This is a genomic window from Janthinobacterium algoris (assembly GCF_051380935.1).
In the GTDB taxonomy this organism is placed as follows: domain Bacteria; phylum Pseudomonadota; class Gammaproteobacteria; order Burkholderiales; family Burkholderiaceae_D; genus Janthinobacterium.
This window is the reverse complement of record NZ_JBNYXZ010000031.1, coordinates 1-24,143: the sequence shown is the minus strand read 5'-3', so window position 1 is coordinate 24,143 and position 24,143 is coordinate 1. Positions and strand designations below refer to the sequence as shown.

Genomic DNA, 24,143 nt, shown 5'->3' with positions numbered 1-24,143 from the left:
CCTGTAAAATCATCGATCAAGGCGCAAAAGTTTGATAAATATCCAGTATGGCTGCCAAGTCGCGCTAAGATACGCCTTGCGGTGCGTCCTGCAGGCAGGAATGCGGGGTCAATCTTTCATAGGAGAACTAAATGGCAGCGAAGAAAATTCTGTTTTTGACCGGCGATTTTGCAGAAGATTATGAAACGATGGTGCCATTCCAGGCCCTGCTGATGCTGGGCCATACCGTGCATGCCGTCTGTCCCGGCAAGAAAAGCGGCGCGACGATCAAGACGGCCATCCACGATTTCGAGGGCGACCAGACCTACACGGAAAAGCCGGGTCATTTGTTCACCCTGAACGCCAGCTTCGACGAAATCGATCCGGCCGACTATGACGCCGTGATGATCGCCGGCGGCCGCGCGCCCGAATACCTGCGCCTGAACGAGAAAGTCATCGCCGCCGTGCGCCATTTCGCCGAGGCGGGCAAGCCTGTCGCGGCCGTCTGCCACGGCGCGCAATTGTTGGCCGCCGCCGACGTCATCCGCGGCAAGCGCATTTCCGCCTATCCAGCCTGCGCGCCGGAAGTGAAATTGGCGGGCGGCACGTATGCCGACATCGCCGTCACGGACGCCGTCACGGATGGCCAGTTTGTCACGGCGCCCGCCTGGCCCGCGCATCCGGCCTGGCTGGCGCAGTTCGTCAAGCTGCTGGGTACCGAGATCCATTTGTAACCTTCACCAGCCCGGCAGGCCGCAGCGCTTGCCGGGCGCACCACTTTTCAGATTCGAGTTCTTCATGTATGCGCCGCGCAGTCAACCTTCCCGCAAACAAATTCCAGCGTCGCGCTGGCGCCAGCGCCGCCTGGCGCAAGCCGAATCGGGCCTGAGCGCCGCGCAGGAACGCCAGCTGGCCACCCTGCATGACATTTCCACCTTGCTGGCAGGCCAGCACGCCATCGATGCGCTGTGCCGTGGATTCTTGCGCCACGTGATGCAGTTCGCGCAGGCCGAGGGCGGCACCGTGCGCATCCTCGATCCGCAACAAGACACCGTGCACATCATCGTGCATGAAGGTATTTCCGATGCCATGGTGGAAGAGGAACACTGCATCCGCAACAACGATTGCCTGTGCGGCGCTGCCGTGGCGCAGGGCGTGATCCAGATCCGCGATTTCCGCCAGGTCGATGCGCTGCAGCGCTACCGTTGCCAGGACGAAGGATTTATTGCCATCGCCGTCTTTCCCATCCTCGCGCGCGAGCAGGTGGTGGGCAGTTTTTCGCTGCACTTTGCGCGCCCGCAAGCCGTGCATGCGCAGCAGCAAGGCTGGCTGGAAACGTTGGGCCAGAGCCTGGGCATTGCCATCGAGAACCAGCGCCTGATCGCGCGCGAGAAGGAATTCGCCGTCGCGCGCGAACGCAGCCTGCTGGCCGAAGGCTTGCATGACAGCATCGCGCAAAGCTTGAACTTCATCAGCTTGCAAGTACAGATGCTCGACGATTCCGTACGCCGCGGCCAGCTCGACGAAGCGGCCGAAGTGCTGCCGCTAATGCGCATGGGCGTCGAACAGAGTTACCAGGACGTGCGCGAATTGCTGGTCAATTTCCGCACGCGCTGGCATGGCAGCGACCTGGAAAGCAAGCTCAGCGAAGTGCTGGCCAAGTTTGAGCTGCAGACGGGTGTCGTCGGCACCCTGGACATGAGCGGCAATGGCGCGCCGTTGGCGCCGGAGCAGCAACTGCAGATCCTCTTCATCGTGCAGGAAGCGCTGTCGAATATCCGCAAGCACGCGCAAGCTAGCAACGTGGCCCTGCGCGTGGAAAACGGACGCGATTTTGCGCTGCAGGTGCGCGACGATGGCGAAGGCTTCGCCGCCAACCTGCGCGACAAGAAAACGGAATTGCAGATCGGCTTGCGTATCATGCAGGAAAGAGCCGAGCGGCTGGGTGCGCAATTTGCCATCGACAGCACGCCCGGCGGCGGCACGACGATCTCGCTGGCCTTGCCGGCAGCCCGGCGCCAGGCGGCGTAACAGACGATTCATTCCTACCAGTTAGAAGATACAAATACGTGAACGCTCCAATCAAAATCCTGCTGGTCGACGACCACACCTTGCTGCGCAGCGGCGTCAAGCTGCTGCTGCAGCGCAATCCTTTATTCCAGGTGGTGGGCGAGGCATCGAATGGGCTCGACGGCGTGCGCCTGACGGCCGAGCTGCGGCCCGACGTGGTGCTGATGGACTTGAACATGCCCGGCGTGACCGGCGTGGAAGCGCTGCAGCTGATCTTGCAAGACATGCCGCAGATGGTGGTGCTGATGCTGACCGTATCGGAAAACGCGGCCGACCTGGGCGCGGCCCTGCGCGCGGGCGCGCGCGGCTACCTGCTGAAAAACATCGAAGCCGAGCAGCTGGGCCAGGCCATTAGCCGCGCCGCCGCCGGCGAATCGGTGATCGCCGACGCCATGACGGCCAAGCTGGTGTCGCAGTTCCGCGCGGGACAGAATGCGCCTCAAGCCGACTACGACAAATTGACGCCGCGTGAACGCGAAGCCATGGCGTGCCTGGCGCGCGGCCAGAGCAACAAGGAAATCGCGCGCCAGCTGGACGTGGCCGAAAGCACGGTGAAAATCCACGTGCAAAATATCCTCAAAAAGCTTAAGCTCAGCAGCCGTGTGCAGATCGCCGTGTATGCGGTGGAGCGCGAACTCGGCAAATAAAGATCAAACAAAGCGCAAATAGTGCGCAAGGAATGCGCGATTGTTTGATCTGCATGGCGTTCCGGCCTAGACAACCCTAGTTCCTTTGACGTATGGCCTTGACGGTGCCTGCGCATTACACTCTTAGTCATTCGCTAATCTAATAAGAGAGTGTCATGCATAAGGTCAACGTCGATGGCTTGTTATCGAGCCAGGCTCTGTTCCGCCATATTTCCCCTTCGCAATTAGAACAATTGCGCCAAGATGTCGTGCGCGTCGAAGTGGAAAAAGGCAAAGTGCTGTTCCGCAAGGGCGAAGCGGCGGAAGGCGCCTATGTCGTGGTCTTCGGTCTCGTCAAGCTGAGCGTGTTTTCCATGGAAGGTACCGACAAGGTACTGGAACTGATCCGCCCGGGCCAGAGCTTTGGCGAAGCCATGATTTTCCTCGACGAACCGTATCCGTTCTGCGCCGAAGCGCTCGAGCACTGCCTGCTGCTGCGCATCCCGCCGCATGCGCTGCTGCGCCTGCTGGACCAGTCGCCGCGTATCGCGCGCCAGATGATGAACAGCCTGTCGCACCACCTGATGGGCTTTATTCGCAACGTGGAACGCTGCTCCGTGCAGAACGCCACCCAGCGCGTGGTCGAGTACCTGTTGCAGGCATCGGACCAGCAGCGTTCGAACGAGGTCAAGCTGGACTTGAAGAAAAGCCTGCTGGCATCGTTTTTGAACCTGGCACCCGCCACCCTGTCGCGCGTGCTGCACCAGCTGACGGACTTGCATTTGATTAAAGTCAGCGGTTCGCTGATCCAGATCCAGCCGGACGCCCTGAAAACCTACCGCCATGGCTCCGCCACGGCCATGCTGAATTAAGCATCTAAGCTTTTTCAGTAGGCAAGGTCAGCCGCCAGAACAGCAGGGCGAGCAAGCTGACCGCCGCGCCCAGCGCGCATACCCCATGCCAGCCCGCCAGCGCATACACGCTGGTGGCGGCAATCGCACCGAGTCCGCTTCCCACCGCATAAAACAGCATATAGCACGCCACCAGGCGGCTGTGCGCGTCGCTGTCCTGCTTGAAAATAAGGCTCTGGTTCGTCACGTGGATGGCCTGGCCCGCCAAGTCGAGCGCGATGATGCCGACCACCAGGGGCCACAGGGCCGTGCCCGCAAAGCCGAGCGGCAGCCACGCGGCCAGCAGCAATAACAGCGCCGCGCCCGTCGTCCATTGGGCACGGCCCTGGTCGGCCAGCGCCCCGGCCCGCGCCGCGCCCAGCGCCCCGATCACGCCCACGAGACCAAACGCGCCGATGGCCGCGTGCGTATAGCCTTGCGCCGTCAAGGGCAGTACCAGGGCGCTCCAGAAAATATTGAAGACGGCAAACATTAGCAAGGCCAGCATGCCGCGCACGCGCAGCACCTTGTTGTGCAGCAGCATGTCCAGCATCGAGGCAATCAGCGCGCCGTAGGCCAGCCGTTGACTGGACGGCTGCGCCGGCGGCAGCTTGCGCCACAGCAGCAACAGCAGGGCGCAAGCGATGGCCGCAGAGACAAAATACACGGCACGCCAGTCGGCGAGATCGGCCACCACGCCGGACAAGGTGCGCGCCAGCAGTAAGCCGATCACCACGCCGCCCTGCGCCATGCCCACCACCCGGCCCCGCTCGTGGCTGGCCGCCGCACTGGCCGCGTAGGCGATCAAGCCCTGTGTCATGGCCGTGCCCAGCAAGCCCACCAGCAGCATGCCGCCCAGCAGCGCGGCCGTGGAACGGGCGCAGCCCAGCGCCGCCAGAGTGAGGGCCAGCAAGCCCAGCTGGAACAGGGTCAAACGGCGCCGGTTCAGCATGTCGCCCAAGGGAACCAGCAGCAGCAGGGCCAGCGCGCAGCCGAGCTGCGTGGCCGTGATGACCATGCCGCTGGCGGCGTCCGTCATGCCGAATTCGTGCGCCAGGGTGGCGAGCAAGGGTTGGGCGTAATACACATTGGCCACGCTGAGGCCGGCTGCGCAGGCGAACAGCCAGACGAGGGAAGGGGCAAGAGTAGTCAGGGGGATGTCGGGAGTCGAGTCGCGCATGGGGTGTCCATATGTGGTTGCAAAATAAAACTAGTTGGAGTCTAGGTTAAGAAGTTTTAAAATGCAACCACTCAATCAAGGAGATAGCCGTGGCCAAGCGCAAAAGCCTGAAAACCGACCCCTGTCCCGTGGCGCGCGCGCTCGACGTGATTGGCGAACGCTGGTCGCTGCTGATCGTGCGCGACGCCTTCGACGGCATGCGCCGCTTTGGCGAATTCCAGAAAAGCCTGGGCGTGGCGAAAAATATCCTGGCCGACCGCCTGCACACCCTGGTGGAAGCGGGCATTTTTACGGTCGCGCCCGCCTCGGACGGCACGGCTTATCAGGAATACGTGCTGACGGCCAAGGGGCTGGGCCTGTTTCCCGTCGTGGTGGGCTTGCGCCAGTGGAGCGAGGAGCAGTTGTTCGCATCGGGCGAGGCGCATTCCACCTTGCTGCAGCGCGCTTCAGGCTTGCCCGTGCGCAGGATGAACGTGGAGGCCGAAGATGGCCGCGTCTTGCAGGCGGGCGATACCGTCGTACAGAAGGTGGCCACTGAGGTGGAGACGAAAGCATGAAGCGCGTGGCCGTCATCGGCGGCGGCATCACGGGCGTCACCACCGCTTACGCGCTGGCGAAACGGGGCGTCAATGTCACCCTGATCGAGCGGCACCGCTATGCGGCCATGGAAACGTCGTATGCAAATGGCGGGCAATTGTCAGCCTCGCACGCGGAAGTGTGGAACCACAAGGCAACGATACTGAACGCCGTGAAATGGATGGCGCGGCGCGATGCACCGCTGCTGCTCCATCCCTGGCCCAGCTGGCACAAGCTGAGCTGGTTTGCGGAGTTTCTCGCCGCCATGCCGGACTATGAGCGCAACACCATCGCCACGGCGCGCATGGCAATCGCCGCGCGCGAGCACCTGTTTGCGTGGGCGCAAGAAGAAGATATCGACTTCGATCACCGCCGCGCCGGCATCCTGCACATCTACCGGGAGCGTGCCGGCTTCGAGCGGGCGGCCGGCGTGTCGCGCCTGCTGGCCCGGGGCGGCTTGCAGCGGCGCGCCGTTACGCTTGCCGACATGCGCGCCATCGAACCGGCCCTCACCGGCGACTTTTACGGCGGTTACTACACGGACAGCGATTCCACGGGCGACATCCACAAATTCACCAGCGGCCTGGCCGATGCCTGCGCCCGCCTGGGCGTGACATGCCGCTATGGCACACACGTGACGGCGCTGGCGCGCGAGTGCGGCAAGGTGCGCGTCAGCCTGGACGAGGAGAGCAGCTTGTTCGACGCCGCCGTCATCTGCGCGGGCACGGCCAGCCGCGCCATGGCGGCATCCTTGGGCGACCATGTGAATGTGTATCCCGTGAAAGGCTATTCGATCACCGTGCAGCTCGATGATGCAGCCAGCCGGGCGGCGGCGCCCAAGGTCAGCCTGCTCGACGATGCCACCAAGCTGGTCAGCAGCCGCCTGGGCGAAGACAGGCTGCGCGTGGCGGGCACGGCGGAATTCAATGGCGTCAACCACGACATTCGCGCCGACCGCATCCGCCCTCTGCTGGCATGGGTCGAGCAATGTTTTCCTGGCGTGAATACACGCAAGGTGATCCCGTGGGCGGGCTTGCGCCCCATGCTGCCGGCCATGCTGCCGAAAGTGGGGCCGGGCAAGGCGCCGGGCGTGTACTACAACACGGGCCACGGCCATCTGGGCTGGACCTTGGCGGCCGCGACGGCCGAGCTGGTAGCCGCGATGGTGAACACTGCGGTGGCTAGTTCTTCGGCAGCAAGTCGCTGAGCGCGGCGCGGCCCTTGACAGTGAGGAAGGGGCCGACCTTGCTGTAAGGCAGCAGGAAGTCGTTTTCGCAGCCGCTGCCGTTGGAATCTTCCCAGAACGACACGCCTTCGGGTTTCAATGACAGGTGGAAGCGGCCACGGCCGTCGTAATCCGTGCCCTTGCATTCGGCGTCGATTTTCACATTCTTGAAGAGGGCTTGGCGCAGGCGGTCCGGCAATTCGGCCTTGTCGTCGCCATCGCTGGCGCTGGCGCCAAACCAGTTCCATACATCCGTTTCCTGGCCCGTCTTCACGTCCCAGGTGCGGAACTTGATGGAGATGCCGTTGGCGCCATAGCCGGCCGGCCAGCGGTAAAACTTGATCGTTACCCAGCGCGTCGACCAGTAGGTCGGCTCCGCATACACTTCGTCCTCCGTCGTAAAACCGTTGCGGCCCAGGTATTCGCGGCGCGTGGCATAGAAGTCGGCCAGGTCTTGCTTGTTCTTGGCCAGCACGGCGCGCAGCTGCGCATTGATTTTCGCCACGCCATCGCCGGGGGCGATCAATTCCACGGTGATGGTGTCGCCGATTTGCAGCTTGCGGTATTGCTTGCCTTCGAAGGCGATCGGTTTACTCATCTTGGTACTGGGAAACACCTCCAGCGCCAGGTTGTAGGCATCGCTGGCGCAGGATGGGTGCTCGCGGTCGCCTGCCGCTTCCAGGAGGGTCAAGGCCAGCGGCAGGGTCTTGCCGCTTTTCGGGTCCGTCCAGCTGCCGATGAGCTTGTCACTTAGCTTGCCGTCTTGCGGCGCATGCAATGACCAGGTGCCCGTCGTGTCGCCCTTGGCGTCGAGTTCCTGCCACAGCACCTTGCCGTTGGGCTTGGCCAGCATGATCGGCGTCTTGTAGCGCGTGTAGTAATAGTTGCCGCTGCGGTCAGCCCCTTGCGTGGGGCTGGGCTGGTTGAAGCAAGCCACCACATTCGCCTTGCCCAAGGTGCCCTGCCACACCCCTTGCACGGGCGGCTCGGCCGCCATGGCGGCATTCAGGGCGGGCAGGGACAGACATACAAGCAATGAACGTAACAAAAAACAGCGCATCGGGTTTTCCTGTGGTGGGCGATGGCCGATTCTACCTGGCCACCGCCTGGAAATGCCGCACGCCAACTTTTACGCTTGCTTTTCCTGCGCCACCACGGCCATCGCCGCGCCCAGGTATTGCAGCATGGCGCCATCGACAAAGCTGCCTTCCATCAGACGCGGTTCCTGCTGGTGCGCCTGGCGAAATTTCAGCTGCGTGGCCGGGTTCGTTCCCGCATACGAATGGAACAGCTCCATCCACTGCCGCGCCAGTTGCAGCACGGCCGGGTCGGTGGGCGGCGTATGCGCATCGATGGCGGCGCGCACGGCGGCGATCAGGGCCGGCCACTCGCCCGAGCGCTTGCCGTAGTTGGCGGCCAGGTGCGCATATTCCTGCGCATCGAGGAAAGGGCGATACAGCGCAATGCGCGAGGCATTGAAGGCGGCGATGATGAATTGCATCAAGTCCGCATCGATGCTGGTCGTGGCTTGCATGATTGGCTCCTGCGCGTGCATGCTGTTCAGGCGCGCGAACAGGCCAGGGTGGGCGCCCGTGTCGCGCACCAGCTTGACCATCCATTGCGTGGCCAGGGCTTGCGCTTGGGCATCATCGGCGCCGGCGCCCGCGTCCTTGACGGCGCGCACGCTTGCCACCAGTGCCTTCCATTCCTGTTCCACGGCCGCATCGGACAGCAGCGGCATCTGTTGCAGTTCTTCGTTGCTAAAGTATTTGTCGTACATGGTCATTAACTCCATCGTAGTGAGCCACTCGGCCAGTTCCGGGGCCTGCCCCTGCGCCAGTTGCGCCTGCAGGGTGCGCAGGCGTACACACAGGGTGGACGCCTGTGCGATCTGGCGCTCCAGCATGGCGATCTGCTGCGCCACAATGGCGCTCAACGGCAGGTCCGGCCCGGCGAGGGCGTTGGCGATATCGGCCAGCGACAAGCCGAACTTGCGCAGCGCCATGATCCGGTGCAGCCGGTCCATGTCGCCGTGCTGGTACAGGCGGTAGCCAGCGGGCGTGCGCGCCGAAGGCGAGAGCAGGCCGATGCTGTCGTAGTGGTGCAGGGTGCGGATAGTCAGGCCCGTGAGCCGGGCCAGTTCACCGATTTTCAACAGCATCGCTTGCTCCTTTCCTGGTGCGTACAAACAGCATCGAGCCTAACGTTACGTTAAGGTCAAGCAGTATGTTTAGTTGATTGTCAGACGCTGCCGCAGTTCCTGCAGCAAGGTGCCGGTCTTGGGTGTCAACTGGCGCGCCAGCGGCCAGGCCAGGTACAGGGGCAAGCCTTGTGTGGCCAGTGCCGGCAGCACTGCCACGATGGCGCCCGTGGCCAGGTATTCTTGCACCAGCCAGGTGGCCAGCTGCGCCACGCCCAGGCCCGCCAGCACGGCGGCCGTGCGCGCTTCCGCGTCGCCCACCGTCATGCGGGGAGACGCCAGGCGGTGTTCCACCTGCCCGCCGTGCTCAGCGTCCAGGAACAGCCACGGCATGGGCGAGCCGTCGCCGCGCCCATAGGCGATGCAGTCGTGGCCATCCAGATCCGCGATGGACGCGGGCGTGCCGCGCCGCGCCAGGTAGGCGGGCGCCGCGCACAGGATCAGCTGTTCGTCGCCCAGGTGCATCTGCCCCAGCGCGGCCGGCCAGTGCGCGGGCGTGCCGATGCGCACGGCGATATCGATGCGCTCCTCGAACAGGTCGACGAAGCGGTCGCTGAAGGCGATCGACGGCTGCAAGCGCGGATACTGCGCGCATAGTTCCAGCAGGGCCGGCATCACGCGCAGCCGGCCATATGAGGCGGGCACGCCGATGCGCACCTGGCCCGCCAGTTCCGTCGCGTGCTCGCCCAGCACGTCTTCCGCATCCGCCAGTTCCTGCAGCACGCGCTTGCAGGTGGCGTAGTAGGCGCGGCCCGCGTCGCTCAGTTTCAAACGGCGTGTGCTGCGCTCGAACAGCAGCACGCCCAGCCGTTCTTCGAGGCGCGCGACGCTCTTGCTGACAGCCGAGCTGCTCAGGTGCAGGCGTTCGGCCGCCCTGGTAAAACTGCCCGCGTCAGCCGTGGCGAGGAAGGGCGTGAGGCCTTTCAAATGTTCCGATGAAAACATGATTCAGGAATTTTTTTCATGAATAGGGTGAAATAGTATCGCGGATGAGAATTGGTGTCGCGGATATGATGGTTTTTTCTTTCGGAGGCACTCTCTCATGCAAAAACACGCCCTCATCATCGGCGCCAGCGGCGTCATCGGCAGCAATCTGGCCACGCATCTGTTGGCGCAAGGCTGGCAGGTGACGGGCGTCTCGCGCGGCCGCACGCCAGTCCCCGCCGGCTGCGTAGCGCTGCAGCTCGATGCGACGGATGGCGCCGCCGTGGCATCGGCGCTGGCGGGCTTTGAGGCCAGCCATGTCTTCTTCACGGCCTGGGCGCGCCAGGCCGACGAGCAGGAAAACATCCGCGTCAACGGTGCCATGCTGGCCAATGTGCTGGCCGCGCTGGGGCCAAGCGGTCACCTGCGCCACGCGGCGCTGGTGACGGGTCTCAAGCACTATCTGGGGCCGTTCGAGGCGTATGGACAAGGCGCCGTGCCCGTCACACCGTTCCGCGAAGAGCAGGGCCGTCAGCCTGTCGAGAATTTTTACTATGCACAGGAAGACCGCTTGTTCGAAGCGGCTGCCCAGTACGGTTTTACGTGGAGCGTGCACCGCCCGCACACCATCATCGGTTACGCACTGGGCAATGCCATGAACATGGGCCTGACCCTGGCCGTGTATGCGAATTTGTGCAAGGCCAGCGGCCAGCCTTTCGTCTTTCCCGGTTCCAGCGCGCAGTGGCATGGCTTGTCCGATATGACGGACGCGGGCCAGATTGCGCGCCACCTGGCGTGGGCGGCCGACAGCCCCGCCGCGCGCAACGAGGATTTTAATATCGTCAATGGGGACGTGTTCCGCTGGAAGTGGATGTGGCCGCGCCTGGCCGCGTATTTCGGCGTGGCAGCGGCGGACTTGCCCGAGACGATGGCGCCGCTGGCCGGCCGCATGCAGGATGCGCCCGCGCAATGGCGTGCCATTGCGCAGCAGCATGATCTGGTGGAAACGGACATCGGCCGCCTCGCTTCCTGGTGGCATACGGATGCCGACCTGGGACGGCCGATGGAAGTGATGACGGACATGGGCAAGAGCCGCAAGGCGGGCTTTCTTGATTACCAAGATACGCAGGATGCCTTCATCGCCCTGTTCGCGCGCCTGAAGGCGGAGCGCGTCATTCCGCGCTGACCTGCTCCACTGCGGCCGGTGGCGGGGCTGCCGCTGCTGCCGCATTACTCTTGTGTTGCTGCGCGCGCTGCCACTCCAGCCCCGGGCGGTCGACGCGGAATTGCAGCAGCCGCCCTTGCACCACTTCCGTCACATACGCCGTGCGGCCGTCGGGGCCGCCGAAGGTGATGTTGCTGGGCTTGGCGCCGGGCACGCTGATCTCGCGCAGGATGCGGCCCTGCGGCGACAGTTTGACCACGCTGCCCTTGCCATAGCGCGTCACGTACAGGTTGCCATCGACATCGACTCGCATGCCGTCCATGCCGGAATCGTCGAACTTGATCAGCAATCGCTTGCCGCTCAGGCTGCCGTCCGCGGCGATGTCATACATCCAGATATTGCGCTGCACGCTTTCATTCACATACAAAATCTTGCCATCGGGACTGACCTCGATGCCGTTGGCCGTGCCCATGGTGTCGAGCGCCAGGGTGACCTTGCCATCCTGTGCGATGCGCCACACGCGGCCCGTGTTTTCCTTCCAGTTCGGATCGCTCGCATACAGCACGTCATCGGCCGTGATGGCGATGTCGTTCGGCTGCGTCATGCGCGGCTCGCGCGCGTGGATGGACAGCGCGCGCGTGGCCGGATCGACCAGGTAGATCGTGTGCTCCATGTAATCGGCCAGATACATCTGACCCCGGCTGCCGAAACGGATGCCGTTGGCGATGCTGGTCCCGGGCAGGCTCAGCCACACTTCGCCACTGCCATCGGGACGCACCTTGCCGATGGTTTGCTGGCGCGCAAAGTTGACGGCATAGATATTGCCATCCGCATCGACGGCCGGGCCTTCGATGCCCTTGGTGAAGGAATGCGCGGGCGTGAGGGTGGTGGCGAGGAACAAGGTCTCGTGCGCGGGCGGGCTGGCGCAGGCGGACAGGTTGGCCAGCGCGGTGGCCAGCACGGCGGCGCGCAGCCAGGGCAGGGTGGTTCGGGAATGCGGCACGAAGGAGGATTGATGCATGGAGCGATCTCTGTATAGCAAAGGTGGCGTATGTTACCCGAGGCGCGCCAGGCGGGGCGCCAGTCTATGTCTCATCTCAGGCCGCCACCACGATCAGGTCGGGGAAGTCGTCTTGCCAGCCGTCCCATTCGTCTTGTAGATGGGCGTGCATGCCAGCGCGTGCTTGCGCCACATCAAACGCATCGGCGCTGGCCAGCAGAAAATGGGCAATGGCGCGCAGGGTGGCGGGGTCGGCATGGATGGTCACGTCGGAGCACGGCAGGGGGCGTTCGGACGGCGCGTCGTGCAGATAGCAGTGCAGGGAAAGGTGTGTGTTCATGGAGTTCGATGATCGATATGGGAGCCCGGCATGGCGTGCGCCAGCAGGTCGGCGCGGGCGGCGGCCTGTTCTTCGCCGCTTAAAAGCCAGTGTGTCTTGCCGTCGTGCGCAGCCGCAGCCATAGCCCAGGGTTTCGCTGTAGCCTTGCACGTCATCGCAATAATCGAGCAAGCCGGGTATGCTTGCCGCGCCGTCGAACAGCCGTTGCAGCGGCAGCTTGCTGGCGCGCATCGCCAGCAGCAGCGAATCAGTCGAATGATACCAGGCCAGCGCGTCGCAGTTCATGAACTCGTCGGCTTCGTGGGCGGCACGATGCGCGCTGAAAACAATGCGATGCTGTCGGCATCGGGCGCAAACAGCATCTTCTCGTAGTTTTTCTGCGAGAACTTGACGACCTTGCCGCGCTTACTGCCGTAGCGCTCGACGGGTTCGCCTATCTGCGCGAACCAGGCAAACAGCTGCGCGCTGGCCACGGCGGGAAGGAAGAGGCTATTCTTGCTGAATTCGCCGATGAGGAAATGGTATTGGTCCATAAAGCAAGACGGGGGAGGATTGCGATAGGCGTATTTTTGTACGGAATGCAACATATTGCCAATGCACGCGCGCGACCATTCCGTCAGGCGGCCTGATGCGTAAGTATTTGATTTAAATGAAATTCGCGCCGTATTGCGCTTACTTCCAGCCGCATTGCGGTTACACTAAGTCTGACTATACTGCAATGACGAGCGAGGTGCTGGTTCACTACGTCGCTGGCAATCCTACGGAGGCCTCATGTCTTATGCGAATCCCACCACCCATAATGGGTTCCTGATCTCGGCCTACGCCTGCGAATTGCCCGAGGGGTGCTGGCAGGGACAGTTGGTGCTGAGCAAGTGCGGCTTTGAAGATGTCCGGCAAGCCAATCTGGAAAATCGCAGCACGCGGCACGAAGCCGAGCAATCGGCCCTGGCCATGGGGTGGCAGCTCGCCAATTACGTGCTACCCCTGCGCACTGTTGACGATAAGTAAAGTAATGCCTTCATTTCGTAAGGAAAATAGAGTATCGTGTTTGGCTAGAGAAAAATACACCGTATGCAGCAATCGAGCTGGCGTGCGCGGCGATGCCTGAGTGAACGCCGCGGAACGAAGAGTTGTCCTTGAGGCCGGCCCCCACAGGCCGCACACCGTCACCATGCACCACACAGTACTCTCGCCGGATCCTGAGGATGCGCCCGCCCAGCAGTTGCCCTCCGAGCAAAATCTGCATGCCTTGCATAACCGCGAAGTCAAGCTGCTGCGCGAGACGATCAATCAATTGTTGATCATGGCCAAGATGCAGTTGCAGGAAAAGGATAAATCCGACGCCTTTGGCCTGTTGATCATGCAGTTGCGCGAAGCCAATCAAAATCTCGTGCTGGCGACATTTGGCGCGCAGGATATGCAAGCGTCCGCCGAAGCGACAACCTTGCGCCAGACGGAATTCCTGGCCATGCTTGCGCATGAGTTGCGCAACCCCTTGCAGCCGCTGGCGATGGCCAATGACTTGCTGGCCAAGAAGGTCGCCCTCGATCCGCAATTGGTGGATGTGCATGGCGTGATCGGCCGCCAGGTGGCGCATATGGCGCGCCTGATCGACGACTTGCTTGACGCTTCGCGCGTCAGCAGCGGAAAGATCACCTTGCAGCTGGCGCCCATCCTGCTGAGCGACATCCTCGCCAGTGCCGTGGAAGTTGGCCAGGCCAGCATCAGCCAACGCCAGCAAGTGCTGAGCGTGAGCCTGCCGAACGAACCCTTGGTCATCGAAGGGGACTTGGTGCGCCTGACGCAAGTGTTTGCCAACTTGCTCATCAATGCCAGCAAATTTACGCACGAGCTTGGCCACATCGACATCGTCGTCAGGCGTCACGATGATTTGGTGGAAATTGCGGTCAGCGACGATGGCGCCGGCATTGCCCTCGATATCCAGCCCTTCATCTTCGACCTGTTTACCCAGGGCTTCCGTTCGCTGGAACGGGCGCAGGGCGGCCTGGGCATCGGCCTGTCACTGGTGCGCATCATTACCCAGTTGCATGGCGGCACCGTGGATGTGTTCAGCGCAGGGGTCGGCTTTGGCAGCCAGTTTGTGTTGCAGCTGCCCTTGTCGTCGCTGGCGCCGCCATCGCAGGGCATGCAGGAGGTACCTGCGGCGTGCGCACTGCCACGCCGCATATTGCTGATCGAGGATAATGCCGATGCGGCGGAAATGCTGGCGCTGCTGCTGACGCAGGACGGCCACCATGTCGACGTGCGCAATGACGGCCCCAGCGGCTTGCGCGCCGCGCTCGATGCGCCTTACGATGTCATCGTATGCGATATCGGCTTGCCGGGCATGGATGGCTACCAGGTCATCAGTTCGGCCCGTGCGGCGCTGGTGGCACCGCTGCCGTGCTTTGTTGCCGCGTCAGGGTACAGTCAGCTTGGCGAGTTTGACCGCGCTGGCCAGGCAGGGTTTGACCACTACCTGGTAAAGCCCATCAATATCGACGCTTTGTCGAAAATAATCACGGCAACGGTTCCGCGCTGATGGGCGAAGAAACCCTGATGCTTTTGTTTAACATGGTCCTTGCACCGAAAACCGCAGAGAAAAGATCCGATTATGGCCACAGTCCATGAACAGCGGCAGCGCAGGATAGAGCACGCGCTGTTACGCGAACCAGGTGCGGTGGTAGACGTCAGTATTCGCTTTTGGGAGCGACTGGCCACTGAATTGAATCAGATCATTGGTGAGCGGGGCGTGGAGTCGATGTATGCACGCAGCCTGCACCAGAGTCAGAAGCAGTTCAGCTGCTTGTCGCCCCATCCACCGCAAGCGCTGGCAGCTGCCATGACCGCCTTGCGCGCCAGCTTGCAGGGACAGGCGGACGCAGTCGCCTGTGCGGCAAGCACGGCGATGTTGATGCACTTCATCAATACCCTTATATTATTAATTGGCGAACTCTTAACGAATAGCATCCTCCTCAGAGCCTGGGGGGATGACGTTGTGAATAATGCTGGAACGGAGCCGAACGAATGAACAAAGTCACCATCCACCGCCTGGCAACTGGCGTGCCGGGGTTGGACGAATTGCTGGGCGGTGGAATACCCGAGTTTTCCTTCAACCTGGTAGCGGGCACGCCCGGCAGCGGCAAGACGACGCTGGCGCACCAGATCATGTTTTCCCTCGCCACGCCTGAGCGCAAGGCACTGTTTTTCACAGTCCTGGGCGAGCCACCCCTGAAGATGCTGCGCTATCAGCAGCAGTTTCCCTTCTTCGATGTGGAAAAGATCAACCAGTCGATCAAGTTCGTCAATCTGTCGTCTGACTTGCTGGAAGGCGATTTCGACCGCGTGCTGGCGCGCATCGCCGAAGAGGTGCAGGCGTTCTCGCCCAGCCTGGTCTTCGTCGATTCCTTCCGCTCCGTGGTGCAGTCGGCCACGGCCATGGAAACGGGCGCTGCCGGCCTGCAGAATTTTGTGCAGCAGTTGGGCGCGCAAATGACCAGCTGGCTGGCAACGACCTTCCTGATCGGCGAATACCTGGCGCCCGAGGCCGAGTCGAGCGCCGTGTTCACGGTGGCCGACGGCATCCTGTGGCTGTCTCAGCTCGTGCATCGCGATGCCATGGTGCGCAAGATCCAGGTGGTCAAGATGCGCGGCCAGTCACAAAGGCTGGGCGTGCACACCTTCCGCATCAATGATAATGGGGTGGAAATATTTTCCCGCGCCGTGTTGAAGACCAGCGGTATGCAAGAGGTCAGTATTTCCGGCAATGAGCGCTTGTCGCTGGGCGTGCCGGAGCTCGACGCCATGATGGGCGGCGGCTTGCCGGCAGGTTACTCACTGCTGCTGGTTGGACCATCCGGTTCCGGCAAGACCGTGCTGGCCACGCAATTCCTGACGGAAGGCGTGCGCTGCGGCGAGCCCGGCGTGATCGCCGCCTTCGAGAAAAGCCCGAACCAGTTGCTCAGCCATCATTTGAGTGCACTCGTCAGTTCCGGCCAGATCGGCGTGATCAACACGCGCACCCTGGATTTGTCGCTCGATGAAATCCTGCATGACCTGGTGGGTATGATCACGCGCATGAAGGCCAAGCGCGTGGTCATCGATTCGCTGTCCGGCTTTGAAATGGCGCTGGCCTCCATGTTCCGCGAGGATTTCCGCGAATCGCTGTACCGTCTGGTGGCGGCCTTGACGGAAATGGGCGTGTCGGTGCTGATGACGGCCGAGCTGGAAGACCAGTACACCATGCTGCGCTTCAGTTCCTACGGCAACGCTTTCCTGGCCGACGCCATCGTCATGCAGCGCTACATCGAGCTCGAAGGCCAGTTCAAGCGCGTGGTATCGGTGGTGAAGGTGCGTGGCAGCGGCCATAGCAAGGATATCCGCTTCTACGATATCGACGCCGGCGGCGTGAAGATCGGTGCCGCCCTCAGCCAGTACCAGGGCATACTGTCGGGCGACCCTTACCGGGTCTAGGCGTTGAGGCGTATGATGGAAGTGCGGCCATGCAGACGGTGATGGCTGTACGCACAGGAGACGGATGATGGGTCTTCTGTGTTTCCCTGCTGATCAAGAGGAGATATGATGGACAAACCCGAATTCATCCTGGCCGCGAAAGCCATGGAAACGCTGGAAATGTATCAGACCTTCTATGGACATTCGCAGGAATACCAGGCGCATCAGCAGGAAGTCTTGAAACTGCTGCGCCACAAGGGGGCCTCGCTGCTGGTGTCGGAACATGGCCCGGCGAAGTTCTTGCTGGCCTTTGCCGATGCGCTGGAAGCGGCCAGCTTGCCCGGCGAGTATGTGCCGCTCAGCCGCAGGTAGGGCGAGCCTGTCCCGGCAGGGGTGTCGGCAGAAGGTGCCGTCTTTTGCCGGGATCCGCCCCTAACCGCCGTTCGCATTCTCGTTCAGCGACACCCTGGGCAGGCGCACGGTAAATATCGTGCCGCATTCCAGGCTCGACTCGGCGCCGATCGTGCCGCCGTGCGCGCAGGCGATTTCACGCGCGATAAACAGACCCAAGCCGATACTGGTGGCATTGGGCGCCTTGTACTCGTCAGAAACTGCCAGCTGTACCAATGGATCGAATATGGTCTTCAGCGCGGCATGCGGGATCTGGCGGCCAAAATTCTTGACCTGCACCACGGCCGTATTGGCATCGCCGCAGGCTGTGATGGTCACCGGCTGGTCGTCGGTGCGATATTGCGCAGCATTGTTGAGCAAATTGGAAAACAGCTGGGCCAGGCGGGGCGCATCGAAGTCGCCGATCATCTCGCCCGAGGTGCTCAGTTCAAACTTGCATTTCGGGTGAGCGGCCGAGGCATCCTCGACGGCCGTCTTGCAGATTTCCCCGATATCGCCCAAGGAAGGGGAGAAGGGCATATGTCCGCCCAGCTGCGTCCTGGCAAATTCCAGCAGATCGTTCACCATGGTTGTCATAGCGGCCGCGCTGCGCGCAACCCGTGCGCCGATCTCTACCGTGGAAGAGGGGTTCGCGCTCGGCCTGCTCAGCAGCGCGCCTGCCATCGTCATGGTGGTCAGCGGACTGCGCAGATCGTGGCTGAGAATGGCGAGAAAGGTATTGCGGGTGCGGTCGCTCTGCTGCGAATAGCGTATGGCCGATTCCTGCAACGCCTTGTCTATCGCTTCATTGAAGCGCAGGATGTCTTCTATCGCCAATTTTGACGTCACTGTCACCTGTGCCATCCACAGTCGCAGAACGCTGGCCCGCATCGCGCGAAATTCCGCCGTCAGCTGCGGCAGCGTGAAGCCAATTTGCTGGCGCAGCGAACCATGCGTTGCGGCTGCCGTTTCCTTGCCCGCTATTTCCGACACGCCTGTGGTTGATTTCTTTTTTCGCTGCGCCGCGTTCTCGATGACGTCCATGTCGCGCACGATGGTTTCCAGCATCTGCTTGGCATGATCGCGTAATTCTGCTTTCGAGATGGCGGCTCCAGGAATGGCAAGCGAGCTGGCAAAGAGTTCCCACTCCTCCAGGATCTGCTCCAGATGATCGGTAATAAAGAGCGATAGTTTCACGATGGACCAATGCGTTGATGGAAGAGAAGCCAGTGTACGCCGTTGACGCGATGGATGGCGCATTGTGCATGTGCAGGACGTTGCGAGGGTTCTTGCTGGAATGGATGGGGAGCTGAATTGTTCCCCATTCCGTTGCATCTGGAATGGCAGTATGGCAAACAATCGCAAGCTGAAGCCGGCAGTCTTCGCTGTCATGACGGCGAAGGCATGTTGCGCAGCAAGTGTGGTGAATTTTTTATATCTTGTTTGTGACAATAGGTGAATATGTTGCCATCTATTTGGTGCACACTTTGCCGGCTATCAATCCGTGAGGGTATCTATGATCAGGTCACGCAGCCTGCCGCCGCGACTGCTGGGAGCGGATTTCCGGGGTTTTTCCTTGCTGCCGCTGGCCATTTCATTTGTTGTACTGGTGTGCCTGTCCCTCCTGGCAATCCAGTTATGGATGACCTTGCGCGCGCGGGAAGTGCAATTGCACGAAGCCGCGCGTGAAAGCTCCAATCTGGCACAGTCTGTTGCCCAGCATGCATATGACACGATTAAAGAGGCTGATACGGTGTTGGTCGGACTGCTGGAGCGGGTGGAGACAGATGGTGTTTCCGATCTTGATTTGGCCCGTATTCACAAATTGCTGGTCACCCGTGTCGCCGAGCTGCCCCAGTTACACGGTATCTTCATCTATGCCAAAGATGGCAGCTGGCTGGTGAATTCTCAGAAAACGTTGTTGAATAATCTGAACAATTCTGATCGAGATTATTTCAAATATCATCGAACGCATGATGAGCGAGGGCCTTATGTCGGTCCTCCCGTGCGCAGCAAATCAACGGGGGACTGGATTGTTACCGTGTCGCGGCGGATCAATATGCCTGACGGAAGTTTCGGCGGTGTGGTGCTGGCGACCATCAATATGAATTATTTCAGGCTGTTTTATGAACGTTTTTCGATAGGGGAAAAGGGCGCTATTTTCATTGCGAATGGAGCCGGCATACTCTTATTGAGGCGGCCATTCGATGAAAGTTTGCTGGGACGCGATATTTCACAATTCCCCGTGTTTCGTGATTATTTGCCCAAAAGCCCGGTCGGAACGGCCGTGATCAAGTCGCGCGTCGATGGCGTGACGCGTATCAATAGCTACCGAAGAATCGAGGAATACCCGCTGGTGGTCTCTGCCGCATTGTCACAGGATGAAGTGCTGGCCGAGTGGCGCCTAGACGCGGTCTTGCAAAATGCAGTGGGTGGGGTATTGGTGCTGCTGATTGCATTCATCGGATACCGCGTGGTGCGGCAAATCGATTTGCGGGTCAAGAGCGAGGCGGGATTGCTGGAGGCGCGTAATGAGCTGGAGTTGATCAATGAAACCTTGGCCCGCCTTGCCAATCAGGACGGCTTGACTGGTCTGGCGAACCGGCGCCATTTCGATCAGTCGCTAAGCGCCGAGTTCAGCCGTGCGCAGCGCGAAGAAAGCGCTCTGGGACTGGTCTTGATCGATGTCGATTTCTTTAAGCAATACAACGATATCTATGGCCATGTGGCCGGTGATGAGTGCCTGAGAAAAATTGGCAAGGTGATGGCCTATAGCATGCGCCGGCCAGGCGACCTTGCGGCGCGTTACGGTGGTGAAGAAATGGTGGTTTTATTGCCGGGCACGGATCTGGCCGGCGCATTGGCGGTGGCGGAAGGTTTGCGCAATGCCGTGCAATCCATGGGCATTGCTCATACCGGCAATTCTCTTGGCGTCGTGACAGTGAGTATCGGCGTGGCGGCTTTTGTGCCGGTGCATCTGAAAAATCAGGCAGTGGAACTGGTTGAGCTCGCTGATAAGGCCTTGTACAAGGCCAAGGCATCCGGGAGAAATCAGGTCTGTTATGAATCTGCTCACGAAAGCGCCGAGCAGCTTGCGACTGTTTTTGCGTTTCGATAGCCATTTTTGAATGGTGAGAGCCGGCGTCAGCTGTGCCCTGCATCCTGCACTGCGCTTGCGCCAGCCTTGTCCCTGTGAAATCGGCAACATACGGATCGACGTGTCCGCCCCTTCATTGCGCAGTAAGCACTAGCGTGACACAACCATTGCAAACCTGGTTACTGGCCTGGCGGGAAGCCTTGACCTGCATCGGCCTGGGAGTGCGCGATGCGCGCCATGCGTGGCTGTGGTGGCGCTCCGGGCTGTGGTGCATGGCGGTCGTGGCGCTGTGGCGTGCCAGTCATTGCCCTTTTTCGACTGGTGCATCTCTGGATCACGCTTGCCGTCCTTGTTCTTTGTCGACGGCGGCGCGGCGATCAGCGTGGCGTCGACTCGCGGCCCAGATCAATGCAGACAAAGGCGCGAATGGATTGGCTGTCGTAGATCGCGTCTTCGGTGCCTTCGTCCGACAAGCCGAAGCACTGCAGGGCCACGTCTATGCGCAGCATGCGCTCCAGCCCGGTTGGGAGACGACTAGCGCCTTCGACCTTCGGATAGAACGGCTCGATCAGTTTGTGCAGCTTGTCCCACGAGGTCACGCTATCGATTTCGGCCAGGAAGCGATCGCGTCGCGTCAGTTTCTTTTTTGCGGCGTATTCAAGGTCGGAAAAACTCTTTAGCATGGTCGAAAGCGGACGGTGGCGATACCGATATTGTCTCAGGTTGTACCGCCTCAGGGAGCGGTGCCAGATGAATAAATCAGCGCTTCCCTAATAAGAAAGATTTCGTTTTAGTAAATCTTATTCGAAATATTATGTACGCAAGCGTACATAATATTTTGAGTATTAATTTCAAGTTGTTACAAACCGTGAACATTTGTCCAGGACGAACCAGTATGCTTTACCTTGACGGAAGGAAATAATTTTTCATTGTAATTGGATTGCGATATTTATTTTATTTTTTATAAATTGATAAATATTCTTGTTGCATAAAATAATTTCAATTCTTTGCGAGGTTCATGTGGAATTTGACTCTATTCCTGCAGGGGAAAATAAGAATTCCGACCTTGCTTATTGGATTGAAAAAAATGATATGCAGTCTTTCCGGATGCTTCACGATGCTTCAAGTAAGCATTTATTATTTTATGCGTATAAAATTGTTAGAAATCAACACCTTGCTGAAGAGGTGCTGCAGGAAACATTTACGAGTATTTGGCTACAAGCTAACTCTTATAATGCCGATAGAGGTAGTCCTGTGACATGGATGCGAACAATCGTCAAGAATAAAGCTTTGGATGCTTTAAGGAATTCAAAGTTTTATTCAAATGCTGAAGTATTGCAAGATAGCAATAAAGAGGAAGAGCCAAGTAATTCCCTTGAGCCCGACGCGGTATTAACGGAGAAGCAGTCTTCAATGCTTATAATGAAATATTTGCGAAAACTTAATGGTTCTCAAATGGAAGCGATTTACCTTTCTTATTACACCGGCTTGAGTCACTCAGAAGTTGCAATGATGGTGGCTGAACCTTTAGGCACTGTAAAAAATCGTATAAGACTTGGAATTTTGAGTTTGAGAAGAAGGCGAAGTGGTTTGCGGGCGGCGTAGCTGTCAAGACCAGCTTGGCTACTCGCTCCACAAAAGCAAGATAGCCTGCATGTATGCAAACTTGGGGGGCGAGGGTCAGGTCCGCCATTCGTACACGGCCTGAGCAGTTGATGTTGTAGTTTGGAAAAATCGCCTGCGGCGCAAAACCTAGCCAGAAGAATCGGAGAGGGTTGCGCTTGCAAGCGCAACCCGGTTTTGCGGCGCCGAGCTGCGCTCGCGGAAGTCCCGCAAAACCCCCGCGCCCGTACCGGACGCGGATTTGATGCTCGCGCTCTGCATGCATGGAATAAATAAAAAGGGCCTCCCCGCCAAAACGGGGAAGCCCTTTTATTTATTCAGTGGTGGAGACGGCGGGAATCGAACCCGCGTCCGCAAGCACTCTACAGACAGTTCTACATACTTAGCACTATCATTTAATTTAACTCAGCCAGCACGGATGTGCACGTTATGGGCAAGCGAGTTACCTATTATTTAGTCGGACGCTAAGTAACCCAGCATACGACGAGTCCCTGTAAATGACTCTAGAGCTTTTAACGGCCCACCCCAGGGACGAGGTGTTCTAGAGCTAACAGCAATTAAGCTGCCAGTGCGTACGAGTTATCGTTTGCAGTTAAGTTTTTTCAGGTTGTATTTACGAGGTAGCCCGCCCTCGGTATGCCCTGCGCTGCTTTGCAACCCACGTCGAAACCAGGTCGTCCCCACAGAACCTTCATTGTAGCGCAATCTGCACACTCTTGCATGATGCATTCGTTTGTTGGCGCGTCAGATCAAGCGGGCACCGATTTACGCCGCCAACTGCCGCGCCTGCGCCGCCTTCACCACCGCACTGACCAGCTCCAGCAGGGTCAGTGGCGTGTCCAGCAAATGGTCGGCATTCCAGTGTTGTGGTTCGACGGCGCCGCAGTAGCCCCAGGCACAGGCGACCGTGCGCATGCCGGCGGCGCGGCCGGCCTGGATGTCGCGCAGGTCGTCGCCCACGTACCAGCAGTCTTCCGGCGCAAGGTCCAGGCGGCGCGCCGCTTCCAGCAAGGGGGCGGGGTGCGGTTTCGGGTGCGCCATGGTGTCGCCCGAGATCACGCAGCCGGCGGCGCCCAGGCCGATCTGGCCCACCAGCGGGTCGGTGAAACGGGCCGCCTTGTTGGTGACCACGCCCCAGGCCAGGCCCAGCGCTTGCAAGCCGTCGAGCATGGCGGGGATGCCGTCAAATAGACGGCTTTCCACGGCCAGTGCTGCTTCGTAATTGTTCAGGAAGCCATCTTTCAGGGCTTCATAGCCGCTTTCGCCTGGACCAATGCCATACGACGCGCCTATCATGCCGCGCGCGCCGGCCGAGGCCGTGGGGCGCAGGATCTCATACGGGGTTGGCGCCAGGCCGGCGCGCGCGCGCAGCAGGTTGACGGCCGCTGCCAGGTCGGGCGCGGTGTCGGCCAAGGTGCCGTCGAGGTCGAACAGGATGGCGCGCGGGGCTGGCAGATGGTCTGTGATGATCATGGCGGGCAAAAGTGTGTCAAGTAGGAATGAAAAATGGCGGCCGCAGCCGCCTTTATTGTGCGTGATGGTTACAGCGGCCGGGTGCAGGCCACCAGATAATTGACGCTGGTATCGCTATTAAGTGAGTAAATCTTGGTCAGCGGATTGTAGCCCATGCCGCGCATGCTGTTGATGTCCAGGCCGGCGCTGCGCGCATATTGCGACAGTTCGGCCGGGGTGATGAATTTGTCATAGTCGTGCGTACCTTTCGGCAGCAGGCGCAGCAGGTATTCGGCGCCCAGGATGGCGAACAGATACGCTTTCGGGTTGCGGTTCAGGGTCGACAGGAAGATGTGGCCGCCCGGCTTGACCAGGGTGGCGCAGGCCTTGACGATGGCGGCGGGGTCCGGCACGTGCTCGAGCATTTCCATGCAGGTCACGACGTCGTACTGGCCCGGCTCTTCCTCGGCCATGGCTTCGGCGGCGATCAGCTTGTAGCGTACCTTGGCGCCCGATTCCAGGCTGTGCAGGTCGGCCACTTTCAGGGCCTTGTCGGACAGATCGATGCCCGTCACGTCGGCACCCTTGCGGGCCATCGATTCGGCCAGGATGCCGCCGCCGCAGCCGATGTCTATCACGCGCTTGCCGGCCAGCGGCACTTTCGCGTTGATCCATTCCAGACGCAGGGGGTTAATTTCGTGCAGGGGACGAAACTCGGAAGTGGGGTCCCACCAGCGGTGGGCCAGCTCACTGAATTTTTGGATTTCAAGAGGGTCGGCGTTCATAGGTCGAATAATAGCGGCAATTTTACAATTGGGCAGCCACGGACGAAAAAAAAGGTTCATCGCACTTTGCCGGGGAACGCATCCTTGATTTTGAGGAAGAAGTATGCCGAGTCCCGGAAACCGTAAGCCATCCGCTTGATAACTTTGATGCGGTTGTTGACACCCTCGA

Annotated in this window: 25 protein-coding genes, 1 other RNA gene and 1 pseudogene; 14 read left to right on the top strand and 13 right to left on the bottom strand. The window is 60.3% G+C overall.

The features are described from left to right. Positions 1-131: 131 nt before the first annotated feature. The 4 genes from ACQ4W7_RS28330 to ACQ4W7_RS28315 all read left to right on the top strand — a co-directional run bounded on the left by ACQ4W7_RS28330 (position 132) and on the right by ACQ4W7_RS28315 (position 3,547). A complete protein-coding gene (locus tag ACQ4W7_RS28330; protein ID WP_426072693.1) occupies positions 132-713 on the top strand; it encodes a DJ-1/PfpI family protein in 582 nt (193 codons plus the stop codon). 64 nt (positions 714-777) lie between these two features. Continuing rightward, positions 778-2,010: a GAF domain-containing sensor histidine kinase gene (locus ACQ4W7_RS28325; protein ID WP_436535033.1), complete on the top strand. Its 1,233-nt coding sequence runs from the start codon at positions 778-780 to the stop codon at positions 2,008-2,010. 38 nt (positions 2,011-2,048) lie between these two features. Then, the gene (locus ACQ4W7_RS28320) at positions 2,049-2,696 is read left to right on the top strand and encodes a response regulator (protein ID WP_426072695.1); all 648 of its coding nucleotides are present in this window, start codon (positions 2,049-2,051) and stop codon (positions 2,694-2,696) included. Positions 2,697-2,851: 155 nt separating this feature from the next. Continuing rightward, positions 2,852-3,547, top strand: a complete 696-nt coding sequence (locus ACQ4W7_RS28315) for a Crp/Fnr family transcriptional regulator (protein WP_426072696.1) — start codon at positions 2,852-2,854, stop codon at positions 3,545-3,547. Positions 3,548-3,551: 4 nt separating this feature from the next. On the opposite strand, the gene ACQ4W7_RS28310 is transcribed toward ACQ4W7_RS28315, so the two are convergent. Next, complete coding sequence (locus ACQ4W7_RS28310; protein ID WP_436535054.1) at positions 3,552-4,724, bottom strand: MFS transporter; 1,173 nt, start codon at positions 4,722-4,724, stop codon at positions 3,552-3,554. 110 nt (positions 4,725-4,834) lie between these two features. On the opposite strand from ACQ4W7_RS28310, the gene ACQ4W7_RS28305 reads away from it, so the two are divergent. Next, a complete protein-coding gene (locus ACQ4W7_RS28305; RefSeq protein WP_426072697.1) occupies positions 4,835-5,302 on the top strand; it encodes a winged helix-turn-helix transcriptional regulator in 468 nt (155 codons plus the stop codon). Beyond that, positions 5,299-6,528 carry a D-amino acid dehydrogenase gene (locus ACQ4W7_RS28300; RefSeq protein WP_436535030.1) on the top strand — a complete coding sequence of 410 codons (1,230 nt, stop codon included), beginning with the start codon at positions 5,299-5,301 and terminating at the stop codon, positions 6,526-6,528. Before ACQ4W7_RS28305 ends, ACQ4W7_RS28300 begins: the two co-directional genes overlap by 4 nt. Here the strand turns inward: ACQ4W7_RS28300 and ACQ4W7_RS28295 are convergent. The 3 genes from ACQ4W7_RS28295 to ACQ4W7_RS28285 form a co-directional block, all read right to left on the bottom strand. Then, on the bottom strand, positions 6,503-7,606 hold the full coding sequence (locus ACQ4W7_RS28295; RefSeq protein WP_436535028.1) for a hypothetical protein: 1,104 nt from the start codon (positions 7,604-7,606) through the stop codon (positions 6,503-6,505). The genes ACQ4W7_RS28300 and ACQ4W7_RS28295 overlap by 26 nt on opposite strands. Before the next feature lie 69 nt (positions 7,607-7,675). Next, complete coding sequence (locus ACQ4W7_RS28290; RefSeq protein WP_436535026.1) at positions 7,676-8,707, bottom strand: MerR family transcriptional regulator; 1,032 nt, start codon at positions 8,705-8,707, stop codon at positions 7,676-7,678. Between the two features lie 69 nt (positions 8,708-8,776). Beyond that, on the bottom strand, positions 8,777-9,691 hold the full coding sequence (locus ACQ4W7_RS28285) for a LysR family transcriptional regulator (RefSeq protein WP_436535024.1): 915 nt from the start codon (positions 9,689-9,691) through the stop codon (positions 8,777-8,779). Between the two features lie 97 nt (positions 9,692-9,788). Here ACQ4W7_RS28285 and ACQ4W7_RS28280 point away from each other — a divergent pair, with 97 nt between their 5' ends. After that, the gene (locus ACQ4W7_RS28280; protein ID WP_426072702.1) at positions 9,789-10,856 is read left to right on the top strand and encodes an SDR family oxidoreductase; all 1,068 of its coding nucleotides are present in this window, start codon (positions 9,789-9,791) and stop codon (positions 10,854-10,856) included. Here the strand turns inward: ACQ4W7_RS28280 and ACQ4W7_RS28275 are convergent. From ACQ4W7_RS28275 to ACQ4W7_RS28265, 3 genes are all read right to left on the bottom strand, one after another. Further along, a complete protein-coding gene (locus ACQ4W7_RS28275; RefSeq protein ID WP_436535022.1) occupies positions 10,843-11,856 on the bottom strand; it encodes an SMP-30/gluconolactonase/LRE family protein in 1,014 nt (337 codons plus the stop codon). The two genes, ACQ4W7_RS28280 and ACQ4W7_RS28275, sit on opposite strands and share 14 nt — an antisense overlap. A gap of 76 nt (positions 11,857-11,932) precedes the next feature. Beyond that, complete coding sequence (locus ACQ4W7_RS28270) at positions 11,933-12,460, bottom strand: Imm32 family immunity protein (RefSeq protein WP_436535020.1); 528 nt, start codon at positions 12,458-12,460, stop codon at positions 11,933-11,935. After that, positions 12,457-12,708, bottom strand: coding sequence for a hypothetical protein (locus ACQ4W7_RS28265; RefSeq protein WP_436535018.1), 252 nt, complete (start codon positions 12,706-12,708; stop codon positions 12,457-12,459). The genes ACQ4W7_RS28270 and ACQ4W7_RS28265 overlap by 4 nt, the downstream gene beginning before the upstream one ends. Positions 12,709-12,946: 238 nt before the next feature. On the opposite strand from ACQ4W7_RS28265, the gene ACQ4W7_RS28260 reads away from it, so the two are divergent. The 5 genes from ACQ4W7_RS28260 to ACQ4W7_RS28240 all read left to right on the top strand — a co-directional run bounded on the left by ACQ4W7_RS28260 (position 12,947) and on the right by ACQ4W7_RS28240 (position 16,999). Then, positions 12,947-13,183, top strand: a complete 237-nt coding sequence (locus ACQ4W7_RS28260) for a hypothetical protein (protein ID WP_101484231.1) — start codon at positions 12,947-12,949, stop codon at positions 13,181-13,183. 163 nt (positions 13,184-13,346) lie between these two features. Then, entirely contained in the window at positions 13,347-14,717 is a 1,371-nt protein-coding gene (locus tag ACQ4W7_RS28255; RefSeq protein WP_436535016.1) for a hybrid sensor histidine kinase/response regulator, read from the top strand. Between the two features lie 72 nt (positions 14,718-14,789). After that, positions 14,790-15,206, top strand: a complete 417-nt coding sequence (locus ACQ4W7_RS28250; protein WP_426072706.1) for a hypothetical protein — start codon at positions 14,790-14,792, stop codon at positions 15,204-15,206. Continuing rightward, complete coding sequence (locus tag ACQ4W7_RS28245; protein WP_426072707.1) at positions 15,203-16,648, top strand: ATPase domain-containing protein; 1,446 nt, start codon at positions 15,203-15,205, stop codon at positions 16,646-16,648. The genes ACQ4W7_RS28250 and ACQ4W7_RS28245 overlap by 4 nt, the downstream gene beginning before the upstream one ends. Positions 16,649-16,753: 105 nt before the next feature. Beyond that, complete coding sequence (locus tag ACQ4W7_RS28240; RefSeq protein ID WP_070257558.1) at positions 16,754-16,999, top strand: hypothetical protein; 246 nt, start codon at positions 16,754-16,756, stop codon at positions 16,997-16,999. Between the two features lie 60 nt (positions 17,000-17,059). On the opposite strand, the gene ACQ4W7_RS28235 is transcribed toward ACQ4W7_RS28240, so the two are convergent. After that, positions 17,060-18,214: a sensor histidine kinase gene (locus tag ACQ4W7_RS28235; protein WP_436535014.1), complete on the bottom strand. Its 1,155-nt coding sequence runs from the start codon at positions 18,212-18,214 to the stop codon at positions 17,060-17,062. A gap of 319 nt (positions 18,215-18,533) precedes the next feature. Here ACQ4W7_RS28235 and ACQ4W7_RS28230 point away from each other — a divergent pair, with 319 nt between their 5' ends. Continuing rightward, positions 18,534-20,135 (top strand): sensor domain-containing diguanylate cyclase, encoded by a 1,602-nt coding sequence (locus ACQ4W7_RS28230; protein ID WP_426072710.1) that lies wholly within the window; start codon positions 18,534-18,536, stop codon positions 20,133-20,135. A 273-nt stretch (positions 20,136-20,408) separates the two neighbouring features. On the opposite strand, the pseudogene ACQ4W7_RS28225 reads toward ACQ4W7_RS28230, so the two are convergent. Beyond that, positions 20,409-20,797: pseudogene (locus ACQ4W7_RS28225) on the bottom strand (transposase); the annotation flags it as partial. Between the two features lie 337 nt (positions 20,798-21,134). Here ACQ4W7_RS28225 and ACQ4W7_RS28220 point away from each other — a divergent pair. Next, positions 21,135-21,719: an RNA polymerase sigma factor gene (locus ACQ4W7_RS28220; RefSeq protein WP_426072711.1), complete on the top strand. Its 585-nt coding sequence runs from the start codon at positions 21,135-21,137 to the stop codon at positions 21,717-21,719. Positions 21,720-22,058: 339 nt separating this feature from the next. On the opposite strand, the gene ssrA is transcribed toward ACQ4W7_RS28220, so the two are convergent. The 4 genes from ssrA to ACQ4W7_RS28200 form a co-directional block, all read right to left on the bottom strand. Continuing rightward, positions 22,059-22,419, bottom strand: a transfer-messenger RNA (tmRNA) gene (gene ssrA, locus ACQ4W7_RS28215). An 83-nt stretch (positions 22,420-22,502) separates the two neighbouring features. Beyond that, a complete protein-coding gene (locus ACQ4W7_RS28210; protein WP_436535011.1) occupies positions 22,503-23,210 on the bottom strand; it encodes an HAD family hydrolase in 708 nt (235 codons plus the stop codon). Positions 23,211-23,278: 68 nt separating this feature from the next. Beyond that, positions 23,279-23,974 carry a bifunctional 2-polyprenyl-6-hydroxyphenol methylase/3-demethylubiquinol 3-O-methyltransferase UbiG gene (ubiG, locus tag ACQ4W7_RS28205; RefSeq protein WP_102121618.1) on the bottom strand — a complete coding sequence of 232 codons (696 nt, stop codon included), beginning with the start codon at positions 23,972-23,974 and terminating at the stop codon, positions 23,279-23,281. 56 nt (positions 23,975-24,030) lie between these two features. Further along, on the bottom strand, positions 24,031-24,143 hold a 113-nt coding region (locus ACQ4W7_RS28200; protein WP_436535052.1), incomplete at its 5' end, for a transposase.